Genomic DNA, 15,520 nt, shown 5'->3' on the forward strand with positions numbered 1-15,520 from the left:
GGCAGGGTCGCTTTTCGTCCGCCGCTGTGCGGCCAGAGGATCAATTGTAATGGCGATCTTTTCTCCCATGTTTCGGTGCCTTCTGACGGCGTGCGCGATGGCCGGGGCGACGGCTGTGCCCGCGCAGGCCCCTTCGCTCGCGATGCTCGACCGGCTGGAAAAGGGAAGCTGGCAGTTGCGCGAGCGCGGCCAGCAGAACGCGGTTTTGCAGACCTTCTGCCTCGGTGACGCGCGCAGGCTTATCCAGATCCAGCACCCGCGCTCGAACTGCTCGCGCTATGTCATCGAGGACAAGCCCGATTCGGTCACCGTCCATTATACCTGCCCCGGTGCGGGGCATGGGCGGACGACAATCCGCAGCGAAACCAACCGCCTGACACAGATCGATACGCAGGGAATTGCCGACGGCCGCCCCTTCTCAATGGCGATCGAGGCGCGGCGCACCGGCGGTTGCTGACCTGCGCGGCGGGTAATGCCAAATTAACCAAAGGCGGTTTATTCGGATTGCAGGCGCACCGATGTGTGCCCTTCTCCCTAACGGCATATGCCGAACTGGGCCGTGCGGATGAAACTGCGCGGCCCGTTTCTTTTGCGCCGCCCTTGCACAGCGCTTCGCGCGGTCGTATCGGGCGCCGATGCAGGATCTGGCTGGAAAAACGCTGATCGTCCTCCTGTCGGGAGGGCTCGACTCGATGGTGTGCGCGGGGCTTGCGCGCGAAGCCGGCGCGCGCATCGTCGCGCTGACGATCGATTATAACCAGCGCCACAGGGTCGAACTCGAATCCGCCGCGCGAATTGCCGAGGCGGTCGGTGCGGTCGAGCATATCATCCTTCCGCTCGACTTGCGCCGCTTTGGCGGATCGGCGCTGACCGCCGACATCGACGTGCCGAAGTCCGGAGTCGGAAACGATATTCCGGTGACCTATGTTCCGGCGCGCAACCTTATCTTCCTTTCGCTGACTTTGGGGCTCGCCGAGGCGCGGCACGCCGCGGACATTGTGATCGGCGTGAATGCACTCGATTATTCGGGCTATCCCGATTGCCGTCCGGAATTCATCGCCGGTTTTCAGGATCTGGCGCGGCTGGCGACGCGCGATGGCGACCAGGGCGTCGCCTTTCATATCCACGCGCCGCTGCAACATATGACCAAGGCCGATATCGCCGCGGAGTCGGTGCGGCTGGGTATGGATGCGGGGCTGAGCTGGTCCTGCTACGATCCAGCGCCGAACGGCTTGCACTGCGGACTTTGCGATAGCTGCCGCTTGCGCCGCAAGGGCTTTGCCGATGCCGGGCTTTCCGATCCGACCCGTTACGCCGCAGAGGCCTGAATGATGGGCTATGCGGTCAAAGAGATATTCCTGACGCTGCAGGGCGAAGGCGTGCAATCGGGACGGCGCGCCGTCTTTTGCCGCTTTGCCGGGTGCAATTTATGGACCGGGCGCGAGCAGGACCGTGCGAATGCCATCTGCAAATTTTGCGACACCGACTTTGTCGGAACCGACGGGACGCTGGGCGGGAAATATGCCGATGCGGCGGCGTTGGCCGATATCATCGCTGCCTGTTGGGGCGATGACCGGGGCGACCGCTATGTCGTGCTGACTGGCGGCGAACCGATGTTGCAGGTCGACGATGAACTGATTGCCGCCTTGCACGATCGCGGCTTCGCCATTGCGATAGAGAGCAATGGGACGATGGCGGTTCCGCGGAGCATCGACTGGATCTGCATCAGCCCGAAGGCGGGCAGCGCGCTCGTCCAGACGAGCGGCGACGAACTCAAGCTTGTCTGGCCGCAGCCCGGAAGCGATGTCGATGCGCTCGCGACGCTCGATTTCGCCAATTTCCTCATCCAGCCGCTCGATGACGCCGAAGCCGCCGCCAATGTGGAGGCCTGCATCGCGCTGGTCATGCGCGACCCGCGCTGGCGGCTTTCGCTGCAGACGCACAAGAGCCTGGGGCTGCGCTAGGCCTAGTTTTTGGCGGGCTCGGGCGCGGCTTTTTTGGCCACCGACCCTGAAATGGTTTCGCCTTCCGTTTCGGATGTGACGTCGCCTTCGCCTTCGGTGTCTGCTTCGCCGGATTCTTCGGTAGCCGACGCGTTGCTGTCCGTCTTTGCGCTTGCCTCGGGATCGCTGTTGTCGATGGCGGTGCCGTCGCTGCGCGCATCGTCGAGCAGGATCATCGAATCGCTGATCGTGCCGGGCTGAACCTCTATGGCATCGAGCTTGGTCGCGGTCTTGTTATCCGCATCGCCGCCGCATCCGGCGAGCGCAAGCGCAAGGGTCGAAATGATGAAGGAGCGGGTCATGCGCGGTTCCTAATCACTCGTCGGCAACTTGTCGAGGAAGCCCGAAAAATGCGCAGACAGCGCGGCATCGACGGCTGCAAAGCTCGCGTCCTTGCCCAGCGCGGCAAGGCTGGTCACGGGGAATTCGGCGAGACCGCAAGGGACAATCCCCCCAAAATGCAACAAATCCGGCGCGACGTTGAGCGAAAAACCGTGGAGCGTAACCCAGCGCCGGACGCGAACACCGATGGCGCCGATCTTTGCCTCGCGGCCCTGTGCATCGTCGGTCCAGATGCCGATCCGGCCGTCGGCGCGGCGCGCCTCCACGCCCAAGTCGGCAAGCGCATCGATGACCCATCCTTCGAGCGCCGCTACAAAGGCGCGCACGTCGCGCCCGCGCCGTGCAAGGTCGAGCTGGACATAGCCGACGCGTTGCCCCGGGCCGTGATAGGTATAGCGCCCCCCGCGCCCCGCATCGTAAACCGGAAACCGGCGGTCCAGCAGCTCGGCGGGGTCGGCGCTCGTCCCCGCGGTATAGAGAGGCGGGTGCTCGAGTAGCCAGACGCGTTCGCGTGCGCCGTCGGTGCGGATTGCGGCGGCGCGGTCCTCCATATCGGCGAGCGCCGTCCCATAATCGGTCAGCCCTTCGGTAACGGTCCATTCGGGGGAAGAAAGCGCGTTCATGGCGCCGGTTTCCTGCCGTGTTGGCGCGCGCGGCGCAAGGGGGGATGGGAACGGTTGCAAACGGGGGTGGACAGATGGCCAATTGCCCGTCACCTTCGCGCAAAATCAGGGCATTAGGATGAAGGGGTATCGATGCCGAAATTCGACATGGGCGCGGCGTGGGACGACAGCCTGAATCTCATGAAATCGCACAGCGCGCTGACTGGTACGATCGCAGCCTTTTTCCTGTTCCTGCCGACGCTGGCAGTGGCCTGGTTCGGGCCACTCGCGACCGAACCTGCAACAGGCGCCGACTTTGCCCAGGTCATGGAGGTGTTCCAGAGCAATTTTCGTGCCTTTCTGCCGTATCAATTGGCGATCACGCTGTTCACCATTGTCGGCACCGTCGCCATCCTGCGGCTCTGGCTCGCCCGCACGGGGACCAGCGTCGGCGAGGCCTTGACCTTTGCGTTGATGCTGTTCCCGACGATGGTCGCCATTCAGATATTGTCAGGGATAATGCTGGGCATCGGGTTCCTTTTGCTGCTCATCCCCGGCCTGTATCTGCTCGGTCGGCTGGCGCTGGTGGCACCGGCGGTCGCCGACCGCGGGCTTTATAATCCGCTGACGGCAATTGGCGAAAGCTGGCGCCTGACCGAGAATAACGGTTGGGCCATCTTCTTCTTTCTCTTCCTCGTCGGGGTCGTGATCCTGATCGCGGCGCTGATCGTCGGCGGCGTGGTCGGCATCGCAACGAGCGGCGGCAGCGACTTGGCGCGGATCGTGGAAGGCCTGGTTGAGGCTATTTTCGCGGCGGCGGGCAGTTTCGTATCGATCGCAATTTCAGCGGCCGCCTATCGCCAGCTCGCGGCTAGCAACCTGCCGAATGTTTTCGATTAAGGCGCTGCCAACACGACGACCGCGCACCAAGTATAAGGGGTAAATAACGAAGAAAATCGGTAATTTAACCAAAGGGGGAATGTCATGCACAAGATGAGTATCGGAGCGGCTTTCTCAGAGACATTTGCGTTTCTGAAGGCCAACTGGACGCAAATGCTGATCTATATCGGGGGGGCGTTGGTGTTGCTCGGGATTCTGGGTTACCTGATGCTGGGGTCGACCTTTGCCGCGATGGCCTCGCCGACCGCCGATCCCTCGGTGGCCTTTGGTGCCGTGGGCAGTATTTTCCTCTTTGCATTGCTGGCCGCAATCATTCTCTATGCGGCCTGCATGCTTGTGTGGCGGGGTGGCCTGCATCCTGGTGAGGCACCCAATTTCGGCTGGGCGCTGCAAGCGGGGCCGGCATTTGCGTTTGGCATGTTCGTCGTGATGATCGCTGCCTATGTTGTGATCCTGGTAATCTCGTTCGTCCTGATGCTGATCTTTGGCGCGGCGTTCGGGCTCGGCGGGGGGCTGTCGCCCGATGCGTTGCAATCGGGAGCGGTCGGCGGCGGAGCGATCGTCCTGCTCGTCCTTTTCTATATTGCCATCCTGTTGTTCATGCTGTGGGTGCAGGCACGCTTTTCGGTGGCCGGTCCGGTCATGGCCGACCGGCTGACGCGCAACCCGGTGACGGGGCTGTCCGAATCGTGGCGGCTGACGGGGACGTCGCAGTGGGTGATCGTAGGCTTCTATGTCCTGTTCACGCTTATGACGGTGGCCTATATGTTCGTCGTCGGGCTGGTGCTTGGCGGCATCATGGGAGCGATGATGGGCGGTTCGGGCTTTGGCAGCATCGTGGCACTGATAATCTCGGCCATCGTCATCTATCTGCCGCTCCTGCTCATATCCTTTTCGATACCGGTCGGCATTTATCGCGCTCTTTCGCCAAAGGCGGCGAGCGACGTTTTCGCCTGATCCGATGATAACGAAGCATAGGAAGGGCGTCCCTGCGGAGGGACGCCCTTTTTTTTACCGCCATTTCGCTTGCGGCGGCAGGCTCATCAAGATCGCCTCGATATTGCCGCCGGTCTTGAGCCCGAACAGCGTTCCGCGATCGTAGACAAGGTTGAATTCGGCATAGCGCCCGCGCCAGATGAGCTGCTCCTCGCGCTCCTCGTCGGTGAAGGGCGTGTCCATCCGACGCCGAACGATCTGCGGAAAAATATCGAGGAACGCCTCGCCGACCGCCTGCGTCAGCTGAAAATTGCGGTCAAACTCGGCATCGTCGCCGCATTCGAGGTGGTCGTAAAAAATGCCGCCGACGCCGCGGTGAACCCCGCGATGCGGGATGTAGAAATAATCGTCGGCCCATTTGGCGTAGCGTTCGTACACGTCGGGACCGAATGGCGCGCAAGCCGCGCGCAGCCGCGCGTGAAAGGCGTCGGTGTCTTGATTGTAAGGAATCGGCGGGTTGAGGTCGGCGCCGCCGCCGAACCAGCGCCGCGTCGTTACAAGGAAGCGCGTGTTCATATGGACCGCGGGGACGTGCGGGTTCGCCATATGCGCGACAAGGCTGATTCCGGTCGCAAAGAAGCTGGGGTCTTCGCCCGCGCCATGGATCGATTGCGCGAATTCGGGAGAGAAATGGCCGCCGACGGTCGACACATTGACCCCGACTTTCTCGAAAACCTTGCCCGTCATTACACCGCGCACACCGCCGCCACCTTCGCCAGGTTCGATTCCCTCGGCCTCGCGGTCCCACGGCGTATAGGCAAAGCGGGCGTCGCTTCCCGCTTCTGCCTCGATCGCTTCGAACGCCGCGCAGATCCGGTCGCGCAGCGATTCGAACCAGTCGCGGGCTGCCTGTTGCTGGGGGTCGAGCGAAATCATGCTTCAAAGCCTTTCGTCTGCCTGAGAGCCTCGGCGAGCGCGATGCCAGCGGCGACGGCGACATTCAAGGACCGAAAGCCGGGACGCATCGGAATGACGACGCGCGCCTCGGCCGCTGAATGAACCGCTTCGGGCACTCCCGCGGATTCGCTGCCCAGCAGCAGGACGTCCCTGGGCGTGAAAGCGAAGTCGGTCAGCATTGTTGCCCCGCGCGTGGTCATCAGCACAAGCCGCGCACCTTCGTCCCGCCGCCATTGTTCAAACATCGACCAATCGGCATGGCGTTGCACATTGGCGCGTTCGGCATAGTCCATGCCGGCGCGTTTGAGTGCGGCGTCGGAAAAGGGAAAGCCGCAGGGCTCCACGATATGCGCAGGCGCGCCAAGGCAGGCGGCGGTCCGCAAGATTGTCCCGACATTGCCGGCGATCTCGGGCTGATAGAGGGCGATTTCCATTGGCGTGCCATAGCCGCGGCGGCGAGCGGAATCGAGGGGAGGGGCATTGGTCCAAGGACGTCGCCAAAGAAGCGGAAATTGCCTGTTGGCAAGCCCCGGATGTGCGGCTATCAGGCCCGCAATTCCCGGAGGGGCCGCCGGGCCGCGACGCTTTGCGTGCGCGAACGGGGGCCGGAAATCCGAGAGATCTTTATCGTTCACCCATACAAGGGCAATCGAATGGCCAGTGAATCCGAAGCCACCGCCACAATCGAGGACGGCGTTCGCCGCCGCGATTTCATCAACATTGCGGCGGTGAGTTTTGCCGGCGTCGGTGCCGGTGCGGTCGTTTTGCCGTTGGTCGCGCAGATGAACCCCTCGGCCGACGTGCTTGCGCTGTCTTCGACCGAAATCGACATTTCGGCAATCGCGTCGGGTCAGGCGATCAAGACGAGCTGGCGCAAGCAGCCGGTGTTCGTCCGTAACCTGACGCCTGCAGAAATCGAGGAAGCGAACCGCGTTCCGATGGGCGACCTGCGCGACGCCGAAACGCTCGCTGACCGCACCAAGCCGGGCAAGGAAAACTGGCTGATCACGCTGGGCGTTTGCACCCACCTCGGCTGCGTGCCGCTCGGTGCGGCAGAGGGCGAGAACCGCGGCGATTTCGGCGGCTATTTCTGCCCGTGCCACGGGTCGCACTATGACACGGCGGCCCGTATCCGTAAGGGCCCCGCGCCGACGAACCTTGTCGTGCCGCCCTATGATTTCACCAGCGATACCGTCGTGACGATCGGCTGAGGAGCGAGATAAGATGAGCTTTCCCTGGGCCAAGAACTACGAACCGCAGCAGCCGCTAATGAAGTGGCTTGACGAGAAGTTGCCGCTTCCGCGCCTCGTCTATAATGCGATCGGCGCCGGATATCCGGTCCCGCGCAACCTCAATTATTTCTGGAACTTCGGCGTCCTCGCGGGCGCTGCGCTGGTCATCCAGATCATCACCGGCGTCATCCTCGCGATGCACTATGCCGCCAATGCCGGCGTCGCTTTCAATTCGGTCGAGCACATCATGCGCGACGTGAATTCGGGCTGGTTCATCCGCTACGCGCATATGAACGGCGCGAGCATGTTCTTCATCGTCGTCTATCTGCACATCTTCCGCGGCCTTTATTACGGATCGTACAAAGCGCCGCGCGAGATGGTGTGGCTGCTCGGCGTCGTGATCTTCCTGCTGATGATGGCGACCGCCTTCATGGGCTATGTCCTGCCGTGGGGTCAGATGAGCTTCTGGGGCGCGCAGGTCATCACCGGCTTTTTCTCGGCGATACCGGTCGTCGGCGAGCCGATCCGCGTCTGGCTGCTCGGTGGTTTTGCGCCGGATAACGCCGCACTCAACCGCTTCTTCTCGCTGCACTATCTGCTGCCGTTCGTGATCGCAGGCGTCATCATCCTGCACATCTGGGCGCTGCACATCCCGGGATCGAACAACCCGACGGGCATCGAGGTCAAGGACGAGCAGGATACGGTTCCGTTCCACCCCTATTACACGGCAAAGGACGGTTTCGGGCTGGGCATCTTCCTGATCGTATTTGCTGCGCTGACCTTCTTCACGCCGAACCTGCTTGGCCACGCCGACAATTATATTCCGGCGAATCCGCTTTCGACACCCGCGCACATCGTGCCTGAATGGTATTTCTGGCCCTTCTATGCGATCCTGCGCGCCTTCACCTTCAACTTCCTGTGGATCGACGCAAAGCTGTGGGGCGTCATCGCGATGTTCGCGGCGATCGCGCTGCTCTTCTTCCTTCCGTGGCTCGATAGTTCGCCGGTGAAGTCGTCGACCTATCGCCCGCTGTACAAGAAGTTCTTCTTGGTGTTGGTTGCCGACGTGCTTCTGCTCGGCCTGTGCGGCATGAAGCCCGCCGAACAGCCGTGGGTGATCCTGAGCCAGATCGGGTCGATCTATTACTTCGCCCATTTCCTGATCATTCTGCCGATCGTCTCGCGGATCGAACGTCCGCTGCCGATGCCGAATTCGATCACGGAAGCGGTCCTCGCAAAGCATGCCGACGACAAGTCGGCGGCCACGGCCTGAGCGCCGGACTTTAATAGGAGCTGATACAGCCATGGTTCGTCCGCTCGGTTTTCTCGTCGGCCTGGGCTTCATTGCCGCGCTGGTGCTCGCGATCTTCACGACGCCGCTCAAGAATGAGCCCAATGTCGCCTATTCCTTCGTCAAGCATCCCAAGCATCTCAAGCTGGCGAGCGATGGCGTCGCCCCGCATTGGGACGTCGCCCAGCTCCAGCGCGGGATGCAGGTGTATCGCGAAGTCTGTTCGGCGTGCCACAGCCTGAACCTCGTTGCGTTCCGCAACATCGAGGATCTCGGCTACACCGAAGGTCAGGTGAAGACATTTGCCAAAAGCTTCCAGGTGCCGTCGGTCAACCCCGACACGGGCGAACCGGCGACGCGCGACGGGCTGCCCTCGGACTATTTCCCGGCGCCTTATGCAAACGAAGTTGCCGCGCGCGCAGCGAACAATAATGCGGTTCCGCCCGATCTGTCGCTGATCACCAAGGCGCGCGAAGGCGGCAAGGACTATATCTATTCGCTGCTGACCGGTTACCAGAACCCGCCGGCGAACCTGCCGAAGGAACTGCAGCCGGGCGCGGGTCTGCACTTCAACCCCTATTTCCCGAACCTCAATCTCGCGATGGCAAAGCCGCTTGCGGACGGTCAGGTGACCTATGCCGACGGGACCACTGCGTCGGTCGACCAGATGGCAAAGGACGTGACCGCGTTCCTCGTCTGGACCGCCGAGCCCAAGCTGGTGACGCGCGTGTGGGCGGGGTGGGCCGTGCTGGGCTTCCTCGTGATCTTCAGCATCCTGACCTATTTGTCGTACCGCAACATCTGGGCCGACAAGAAGCATTGAGCGGGGCGGGAAGGGCGACCGACACGATGATCGCCCTTCCTCCGCAACCCGATCTCGACCTTGCGGCGCTGGTCCGCACGATCCCCGACTTTCCGAAACCGGGCATCCAGTTTCGCGACATCACCACGCTGATCGGTCATGCGGCGGGCTTTGCCGAAAGCGTGCGTCGCCTGAGCGCGCGCGCCGAAACCTATCGTCCGGACTTCATCGTCGCGGTCGAGGCGCGCGGGTTCCTCTTTGGCGCTGCAATGGCGAGTGCGATGGGGCTCGGCGTGGTACCGGTACGCAAGGCGGGCAAGTTGCCCGGCGTGACTATCGGCGTCGATTATGAACTCGAATATGGGGTCGACCGGCTCGAACTGCACGAAGGCGCCGTCGAAGCCGGGCATCGCGTGGTCCTCGTCGACGATCTGCTCGCAACGGGAGGAACGATCCTCGCGACGGCCGAACTGATGCGTGCTGCAGGGGCAGAGGTCGCTGCGGCGCTGTTCGTCATCGACCTGCCCGATCTGGGGGGCGCACGGCGGCTGAACGAGGCGGGGCTGCCTTGCGAGACGTTGATCGCTTTTGATGGCGATTAGTCGCGCGTCAGCTTTAGAGCGGCGAGCGTACCAAGGCTGATCTCGTCATTTCCCCGAATATGGGAACGACGAAGCGTGGACCGAAATGGTCGACATCGCTCGTATCCCTTCCTTAGACGCGCGCAAAGAAAAAGCCCGGGCCGAAACCCGGGCTGTCGCCCCGCTGGCCAACGCGTCAAAGGTTAAAAGGGTATCCAGTTCTGCTTCTTGCGGATCTTCATATAGCCGACATTGGCGCCGAGCCGCGCGCCGACCCCGACGCGGATCGGGATAAGCACCACATCGCCGCGGCGCAGGTAGCTCGCGTTGAAGCCGCCGACCAGATAGGCCGCGCCTTCGCCGGCGGGGAAGCGCTTGTAGATGTCTTCGGTGTCGAACAGATTATAGACGAGGACGAAGGTATTGCCCGCGTTGGCGCCCGCATCGAAACCGATCGAGGGGCCGGTCCAATAAGCGGGCTTTTCGCCCTCGATCTTGTGGTGGAGTGTGCCCGAGCCATAGCGCAGCCCGATACCGAGCGCACCGCCCGCCTCGCGGCCGACGATATAGGCGTTGGGTTCGCCCTGCTTGCGCAGAATATCCTCGATCAGACCCGCGAGACCCTGCGCGCCCTTGCCGAAGACACCTTCGGCCGCGCCGATCAGGTCGTCCTCCTTATAGGTCGACCCGTCATTCGCGGCCGTCGTCGTGGCGGGCGCGGTTGCCTCCGGCGTTGAAGGCGACAGATCATATTGCTCGTCGCCCGTCGCAAGGGCGCTGTCGAGTGCACGATCATATTCGGGCGCGCTTGTCGTGGGGGGAGGGGGCGACGGATTGTCGAGATCGGCATCGATCGCGACATTGGGATCGACCTCGGTCATTTGCGCTGCCGCAGACAGCGGCGACAGTGCAAGGCCGACGGCGCCGATGGCGGCGACGGCGAATTTCGATAGCGTCTTACGCATTTGATCCCCCAGGATAGTCAGCATGCGGGCCCAAGCCCGGCCTCGGCGTCAATCATGACTCGCTTTGCGCGCCGGGCAATGAACGGGCGATGACCCGAGTCGATTTTGCGCCGGGTTGAATCGATTTGACGACGAAATGACGGGAAAAAGACGAAAAGCACCCGATGTTAGGCGTTGCGGCGCATGCCAAGCGTGGTTATAGCGGCCCGCCTGAGGCCAGCCTGCCGTTAGCGCGGCAGACCATGCGGAGACGTGGGTGAGTGGCTGAAACCAACGGTTTGCTAAACCGTCGTACTGGTAAATCCGGTACCGAGGGTTCGAATCCCTCCGTCTCCGCCACTTCTTTTTTCGCACCGATCAAGCCTGATCCGCCCCCCCCCCCCCAGAAGCCCGGGGTTTGTTGGCGAGGCCATTCGACGAAATTCGCGGGACGTTGCGTCTTGGCTGTCCAGGCCGGATTACAGGCCAGCGCCAGAAAATAGCGGGCAAGCGCGGTTATCGGCGGCGTTCGAGCCACCAGTGCTGGCGCCAGCCATATTGGCTCGCAATCGGTGTGCCCGCGGAATTTGTCGCAGGTTTGAACCGGAATCGCTCCTCAATCAGTCGGCAGGTCGTCGCGTCGAGTTGCGCATCGCCACTCGATTTCGAGACGCGGCATCCCGAAACCCGCCCGGACGGTTCTATCGTAAATCGGACTTCGACTTCGCCGCCGATACGGGCGCGGCTTGCTGCCTTGGGATAGTCGCTGTCGCGGATCGTCCCGCTGCGCCACGCCGCCTTCGTTCCGCCGCCGGTTCCGCTCCCCGAACCGCCCGCGCCGGTCCCGTCGCCGCGACCGCCAGCGCCAGACCCCGGACCGGCAACGGGCGTGGCTCCGGCCGACGCCTGGCTTCCTGCCCCGGCCACCGGCGCCGCAGCGACCGGGGGCGGCTCGATGGGCGGCAGCTTGGGCTTCGGCGCGACGACCTGCGCGGCCTTGGCCGTCTTGTTCGGTGCGGCGGCGCGGCCGCTTGCTTTCTCGCTTGGTTCGTCGGACGGCGTGACCGTTTCGCGCGGCGGCGGAGGGGCAGGAATAGCGATTGCGGTGATCGCTTCGCTGGCCTTGCGGACGACGTCGAGGTCGAGGCCCGTTATAAGACCCACGCCGACCGCGGCGGCGACCGCAATGGTGGCGCCGCCTGCAATGCTGCGCTGCCGCCTGGTTATCCGTCCGCTATAGGTCATCCGATCCCGTCCGCACGATTGTCGTAGGGGAAAGAGCGTTACAGAAAATCGTCTAACGTGGCGATGAACCGGTCGAATTGGTCATGGTGCAGCCAGTGGCCGGCATCGTCGAATTCGATCACCTTGGCGGTCGAAAAATGCTCGATGCGTCCGTCGCGCTCGGGGTTCGATGCCCAGCTTTTTGCCCCATAGAGAAGCAGCGTGGGGCAGGAGATCGCGTGCCACAGCGATTCGACGCTGTCCTGCGGCGCATCGAACGGCGGCCAGACGTTGAGGTAATTGTCGAACTTCCAGCTCCAAGTACTATCCTCGTTCCGGCTGATGCCGTGGATCGTCAGGTGGCGCGCCTGTTCTTCGGTCAAATAGCTGTTCTCGCCCATCATCCGCGCGAGTGCATCGTCGAGCGTCGCATAGCGGCGCGGGGTGCGACCGGCCGCCTGCCGCTTTTCGTCGATCCACTTGCGAAAGCGGTCGGCATAGGGCTTGCTGTTGCGCTCGGCGAGCATCTTGGGCGACGGGCCGAGTCCCTCGATCGCGACCAGCTTGCTTACATTGTCGGGATAAAGTCCCGTGTAGCGCAGCGCGATATTTCCTCCCATCGAATGCGCGACGATCGACACCGGGCCAAGGTCGAGCTGATGGATCAGCTGCGCGAGGTCATAGACAAAGGCCGGCATGTCGTAATTGCCGTCGGGTGCCCAGGCGCTGTCGCCGTGGCCGCGCAGATCGGGCGCTAAGATATGAAAGCGATCGCGCAGCTTGGCCGCCGTCCAGTCCCAGTTGCGGCAATGATCGCGCCCACCATGAACGAGGATCAGCGGAGGCGCGCCGCGGTTGCCCCAGTCGACATAATGAAGCTTCAAACGCTGCGAAATGAAACTGTTCGACGTGGGGCCGCTTGCCATCAATCCATCCTTGCTGTCTTGTCGGGTTTCAAAAGGCGACTGAATCATGGTCCGTCAACCCCGCAGATGGTCGGGGCGGACGATAAGGGTGAGGGAAGGCTGACGGCATGGACACGTTTCGCGACAATCTGTTGGCAGGAAAGACGGCGTTCGTGGCCGGCGGCACCAGCGGCATCAACCTCGGTATCGCGAAGCGCCTTGCCGCGCTGGGCGCAAAGGTGGCGGTTGCCGGTCGCGATCCCGACAAGGCAGCGCGTGCCGCGGCCGAGATCGGCCCTGACGCACTGGGGCTGTCAGGCGACGTGCGCGACTTTTCCGCGATTCGCGGGGTGATGGAAACGGTGGCGGCGAAACTCGGCGCGATGGACATTGTCGTTTCGGGTGCTGCGGGGAACTTCCTTGCGCCCGCGCTCGGCATGTCAGCCAATGCGTTCCGCACGGTGGTCGACATTGATCTCAACGGGACGTTCAATGTCTTTCGCGGGTGTCACGACCTGCTGAACCGGCCGGGCGCCTCGCTGATCGCGATTACCGCGGGGCAAGCCGTCAATGCATCGGCGTTGCAGGCGCATGCTTGCGCTGCGAAGGCGGGGATCAACCAGCTGATTCGTGTGCTTGCGCTCGAATGGGGTCCCGATGTCCGGGTGAATGGTATTTCGCCCGGCCCGATCGCGGGGACCGAAGGGATGAAGCGGCTCGCGCCCGATGCCGAAACGCGGCAGGCGCATTACGACCGGATCGCGATGAAACGCTGGGGAACGGTCGAAGAGGTCGCCGATGCGGCGGTGTTCCTGTGCTCGCCCGCGGCTTCCTATGTAACAGGAACGATCCTCGACTGCGATGGCGGCAGCCAGGTCGGCAACGCCTCGCGCGGCGATATGGCGCGCGGCATGGCGTGACGCCCGACGGTCGCTAAAGTGGAGGAAATGGTGGGCGTGGCAAGGATTGAACTTGCGACCCCTGCGATGTCAACACAGTGCTCTACCACTGAGCTACACGCCCACACGTTCTGGGGTGACGCGCCCCTTAAAGGCGATGATGCTGGCTGGCAAGCCCTTCGCGCGTCGAAGACGCATTATTGTTGGTGCGACTGCCCCGTATCGGCGAAGAGACTGTCGACCTCGCGCACCAGATCCTTGAGGTGAAAGGGCTTGGACAGCAGCTTTGCCTGCGGGACATTTTCCTCGGCGCGCAGCGAGACCGCGGCGAATCCGGTAATGAACATGACCTGCGTATGCGGTGCGACCCTGGCAGTGTGCTGCGCCAGTTCGATCCCGTCCATCTCGGGCATCACAATGTCCGAAAGCAAAAGGTCGAACGTCCCCGAATCGATATAGGGGACCGCCGCCGTACCGCGATCGACCGACGTGACATGATAGCCGGCGCCCGTCAGCGCGCGCGCGAGATATTCGCGCATTACGTCGTCATCCTCGGCCAGCAGAATGCGTATCATCTGGTAGTCTGTTCCCGGTCCCTCGCGGCCGTGTTCCCGGCAGCCGCCTTTCTGTTGCGCATGCCCTTCATAGCGCGAGAGTTTTAACAAATCCCGGTACATCTGGATTTATCTGTCGTTTTTTGGCACGATTTGCCGCGATGGCGCTCTCCTCGCCCCCTGATTCCGCGATTGCAGTCCACCGGCCCGAGACTATCGGTCCGGTCGTCGTTTCGGTGCCGCATGCCGGACGCATCTATCCGCCCGAGATATTGCGCGCCGCGCGTGTCGACCGTTCCGCGCTCGAACGGCTCGAGGATCGCTGGTGCGACCGAATCGCCGCGCGGACCGTGGCGTCGGGCGCGACGATGGTGGAGGCGCTATGGGCGCGCGCGGTTGCCGACTGCAATCGGGGCGAGGGCCAGATGGCGCCCGGCGAAGTTGCTCCTGCCCTACGTCCGCAATTTTCGGCGCCCGGGCGCAAGGAGCGCGCGGGACTGGGAGTCGTGCCGACGCGGCTGGCACAGAGCGGCGTCTTGTGGAGCCGGCCGATCGACCGCGCCTCGTTCGAATGGCGGCTCGACAGCTTTCATCGCCCCTATCATCGGGCGCTCACCGATACGCTCGACGCGGCACGGCAACGTTTCGGTCACGCGGTGCTGATCGATCTGCACAGCATGCCGACCATTCCCGCGCTGCAGCCTGGGCATGGAGCGCAGATTGTCGTCGGCGATCGCTTTGGCGCTTCCTGCGGCGATTGGCTGGCTGAACTGGTCGTCGGCTGGGCCGAGCGCCTGGGCGTCGAAGTGACGCGCAACCTCCCCTATGCGGGAGGGCATATCGTGCGCACGCACGGTGAGCCTGCGCGTGGCATCCACGCAGTGCAGATCGAAATCGATCGCAGCCTCTATCTGGACGGCGACAATGCGCTCGATGCGGCGCGATTGGAGCGCCTGGCCGACTGGTTTGGCGCGCTCGTGGTGGCCGCAAGCGGTGTTGCGCCGGGCGCCGAAAACTGGCCGCTCGCTGCCGAATAAAAAACCACCTCGTACCGGAGTACGAGGTGGCCAGGGTCCAGGGAGGACGCGCCCGCGCCAAAAGGACGGGACGCTAGCCGCGACGGAAAGGGGGAAAACCGTGGCGACGTAAAATTAATCTAGAGATTTGTACGCCGCGTTACAAGAAGCGACGGTGCAGATTCTGCAATATGCGACGAATTGGTCGGGGAGAGAGGATTCGAACCTCCGGCCCCTGCCTCCCGAAGACAGTGCTCTACCAGGCTGAGCTACTCCCCGACCGTTCGCCGGCGCCGGCGGACCGGCGCGAGGGCAGGGCGGTCCTCTAGACG

General features: G+C 63.0%; 19 protein-coding genes and 3 tRNA genes. 12 read left to right on the plus strand and 10 right to left on the minus strand.

Annotated features, from left to right (window positions below; all coding sequences use genetic code 11):
• Positions 1-97 precede the first annotated feature (97 nt).
• The 3 genes from H7692_RS01220 to queE all read left to right on the plus strand — a co-directional run bounded on the left by H7692_RS01220 (position 98) and on the right by queE (position 1,964).
• On the plus strand, positions 98-457 hold the full coding sequence (locus H7692_RS01220; protein WP_227339651.1) for a DUF3617 domain-containing protein: 360 nt from the start codon (positions 98-100) through the stop codon (positions 455-457).
• A gap of 178 nt (positions 458-635) precedes the next feature.
• Positions 636-1,328 (plus strand): 7-cyano-7-deazaguanine synthase QueC, encoded by a 693-nt coding sequence (gene queC / locus H7692_RS01225; protein WP_222136193.1) that lies wholly within the window; start codon positions 636-638, stop codon positions 1,326-1,328.
• Between the two features lie 3 nt (positions 1,329-1,331).
• A complete protein-coding gene (gene queE, locus H7692_RS01230) occupies positions 1,332-1,964 on the plus strand; it encodes a 7-carboxy-7-deazaguanine synthase (protein WP_222136399.1) in 633 nt (210 codons plus the stop codon).
• Positions 1,965-1,966: 2 nt separating this feature from the next.
• On the opposite strand, the gene H7692_RS01235 is transcribed toward queE, so the two are convergent.
• Entirely contained in the window at positions 1,967-2,305 is a 339-nt protein-coding gene (locus H7692_RS01235; RefSeq protein WP_201925157.1) for a hypothetical protein, read from the minus strand.
• A gap of 9 nt (positions 2,306-2,314) precedes the next feature.
• Complete coding sequence (gene lipB / locus H7692_RS01240; RefSeq protein ID WP_222136192.1) at positions 2,315-2,968, minus strand: lipoyl(octanoyl) transferase LipB; 654 nt, start codon at positions 2,966-2,968, stop codon at positions 2,315-2,317.
• Positions 2,969-3,100: 132 nt separating this feature from the next.
• Here lipB and H7692_RS01245 point away from each other — a divergent pair, with 132 nt between their 5' ends.
• Positions 3,101-3,847, plus strand: a complete 747-nt coding sequence (locus H7692_RS01245) for a hypothetical protein (RefSeq protein ID WP_222136191.1) — start codon at positions 3,101-3,103, stop codon at positions 3,845-3,847.
• A gap of 84 nt (positions 3,848-3,931) precedes the next feature.
• Entirely contained in the window at positions 3,932-4,804 is an 873-nt protein-coding gene (locus H7692_RS01250; protein ID WP_222136190.1) for a hypothetical protein, read from the plus strand.
• A gap of 54 nt (positions 4,805-4,858) precedes the next feature.
• On the opposite strand, the gene hemF is transcribed toward H7692_RS01250, so the two are convergent.
• Both hemF and H7692_RS01260 read right to left on the minus strand, forming a co-directional pair.
• Positions 4,859-5,719, minus strand: a complete 861-nt coding sequence (gene hemF / locus H7692_RS01255) for an oxygen-dependent coproporphyrinogen oxidase (RefSeq protein ID WP_222136189.1) — start codon at positions 5,717-5,719, stop codon at positions 4,859-4,861.
• A complete protein-coding gene (locus H7692_RS01260; RefSeq protein WP_222136188.1) occupies positions 5,716-6,174 on the minus strand; it encodes a tRNA (cytidine(34)-2'-O)-methyltransferase in 459 nt (152 codons plus the stop codon). Before H7692_RS01260 ends, hemF begins: the two co-directional genes overlap by 4 nt.
• A 219-nt stretch (positions 6,175-6,393) precedes the next feature.
• On the opposite strand from H7692_RS01260, the gene petA reads away from it, so the two are divergent.
• From petA to H7692_RS01280, 4 genes are read left to right on the plus strand one after another with little or no spacing between them, the layout of a single operon-like run.
• Positions 6,394-6,951 carry a ubiquinol-cytochrome c reductase iron-sulfur subunit gene (gene petA, locus H7692_RS01265; RefSeq protein ID WP_201925169.1) on the plus strand — a complete coding sequence of 186 codons (558 nt, stop codon included), beginning with the start codon at positions 6,394-6,396 and terminating at the stop codon, positions 6,949-6,951.
• 13 nt (positions 6,952-6,964) lie between these two features.
• Positions 6,965-8,245: a cytochrome b gene (locus tag H7692_RS01270; RefSeq protein WP_222136187.1), complete on the plus strand. Its 1,281-nt coding sequence runs from the start codon at positions 6,965-6,967 to the stop codon at positions 8,243-8,245.
• Positions 8,246-8,276: 31 nt separating this feature from the next.
• On the plus strand, positions 8,277-9,086 hold the full coding sequence (locus H7692_RS01275; protein ID WP_201925173.1) for a cytochrome c1: 810 nt from the start codon (positions 8,277-8,279) through the stop codon (positions 9,084-9,086).
• Positions 9,087-9,112: 26 nt separating this feature from the next.
• Positions 9,113-9,667 carry an adenine phosphoribosyltransferase gene (locus tag H7692_RS01280; RefSeq protein WP_222136185.1) on the plus strand — a complete coding sequence of 185 codons (555 nt, stop codon included), beginning with the start codon at positions 9,113-9,115 and terminating at the stop codon, positions 9,665-9,667.
• 182 nt (positions 9,668-9,849) lie between these two features.
• Here H7692_RS01280 and H7692_RS01285 read toward each other — a convergent pair whose 3' ends face one another.
• Positions 9,850-10,611 (minus strand): DUF1134 domain-containing protein, encoded by a 762-nt coding sequence (locus tag H7692_RS01285; protein WP_201925177.1) that lies wholly within the window; start codon positions 10,609-10,611, stop codon positions 9,850-9,852.
• Between the two features lie 246 nt (positions 10,612-10,857).
• Here H7692_RS01285 and H7692_RS01290 point away from each other — a divergent pair.
• Positions 10,858-10,950: transfer RNA gene (locus tag H7692_RS01290), tRNA-Ser, on the plus strand.
• Between the two features lie 156 nt (positions 10,951-11,106).
• On the opposite strand, the gene H7692_RS01295 is transcribed toward H7692_RS01290, so the two are convergent.
• Together H7692_RS01295 and H7692_RS01300 are read right to left on the minus strand one after the other, a co-directional pair.
• A complete protein-coding gene (locus H7692_RS01295; protein ID WP_201925179.1) occupies positions 11,107-11,835 on the minus strand; it encodes an energy transducer TonB in 729 nt (242 codons plus the stop codon).
• 38 nt (positions 11,836-11,873) lie between these two features.
• Positions 11,874-12,743 carry an alpha/beta fold hydrolase gene (locus H7692_RS01300; RefSeq protein ID WP_201927206.1) on the minus strand — a complete coding sequence of 290 codons (870 nt, stop codon included), beginning with the start codon at positions 12,741-12,743 and terminating at the stop codon, positions 11,874-11,876.
• A gap of 104 nt (positions 12,744-12,847) precedes the next feature.
• On the opposite strand from H7692_RS01300, the gene H7692_RS01305 reads away from it, so the two are divergent.
• Positions 12,848-13,639 (plus strand): SDR family oxidoreductase, encoded by a 792-nt coding sequence (locus tag H7692_RS01305; RefSeq protein ID WP_227339652.1) that lies wholly within the window; start codon positions 12,848-12,850, stop codon positions 13,637-13,639.
• 28 nt (positions 13,640-13,667) lie between these two features.
• On the opposite strand, the gene H7692_RS01310 is transcribed toward H7692_RS01305, so the two are convergent.
• Positions 13,668-13,742 (minus strand) — tRNA-Val (locus H7692_RS01310).
• Positions 13,743-13,815: 73 nt separating this feature from the next.
• Positions 13,816-14,193 (minus strand): cell cycle two-component system response regulator CpdR, encoded by a 378-nt coding sequence (gene cpdR / locus H7692_RS01315; protein ID WP_201925185.1) that lies wholly within the window; start codon positions 14,191-14,193, stop codon positions 13,816-13,818.
• Positions 14,194-14,315: 122 nt separating this feature from the next.
• Between cpdR and H7692_RS01320 the strand changes: the two genes are divergently transcribed.
• Positions 14,316-15,209: an N-formylglutamate amidohydrolase gene (locus tag H7692_RS01320; protein WP_227339653.1), complete on the plus strand. Its 894-nt coding sequence runs from the start codon at positions 14,316-14,318 to the stop codon at positions 15,207-15,209.
• 181 nt (positions 15,210-15,390) lie between these two features.
• On the opposite strand, the gene H7692_RS01325 is transcribed toward H7692_RS01320, so the two are convergent.
• A tRNA-Pro gene (locus H7692_RS01325) sits at positions 15,391-15,467 on the minus strand.
• Between the last annotated feature and the right edge of the window lie 53 nt (positions 15,468-15,520).

The organism is Sphingopyxis sp. P8 (assembly GCF_020622175.1).
Taxonomy (GTDB): domain Bacteria; phylum Pseudomonadota; class Alphaproteobacteria; order Sphingomonadales; family Sphingomonadaceae; genus Sphingopyxis; species Sphingopyxis jiangsuensis.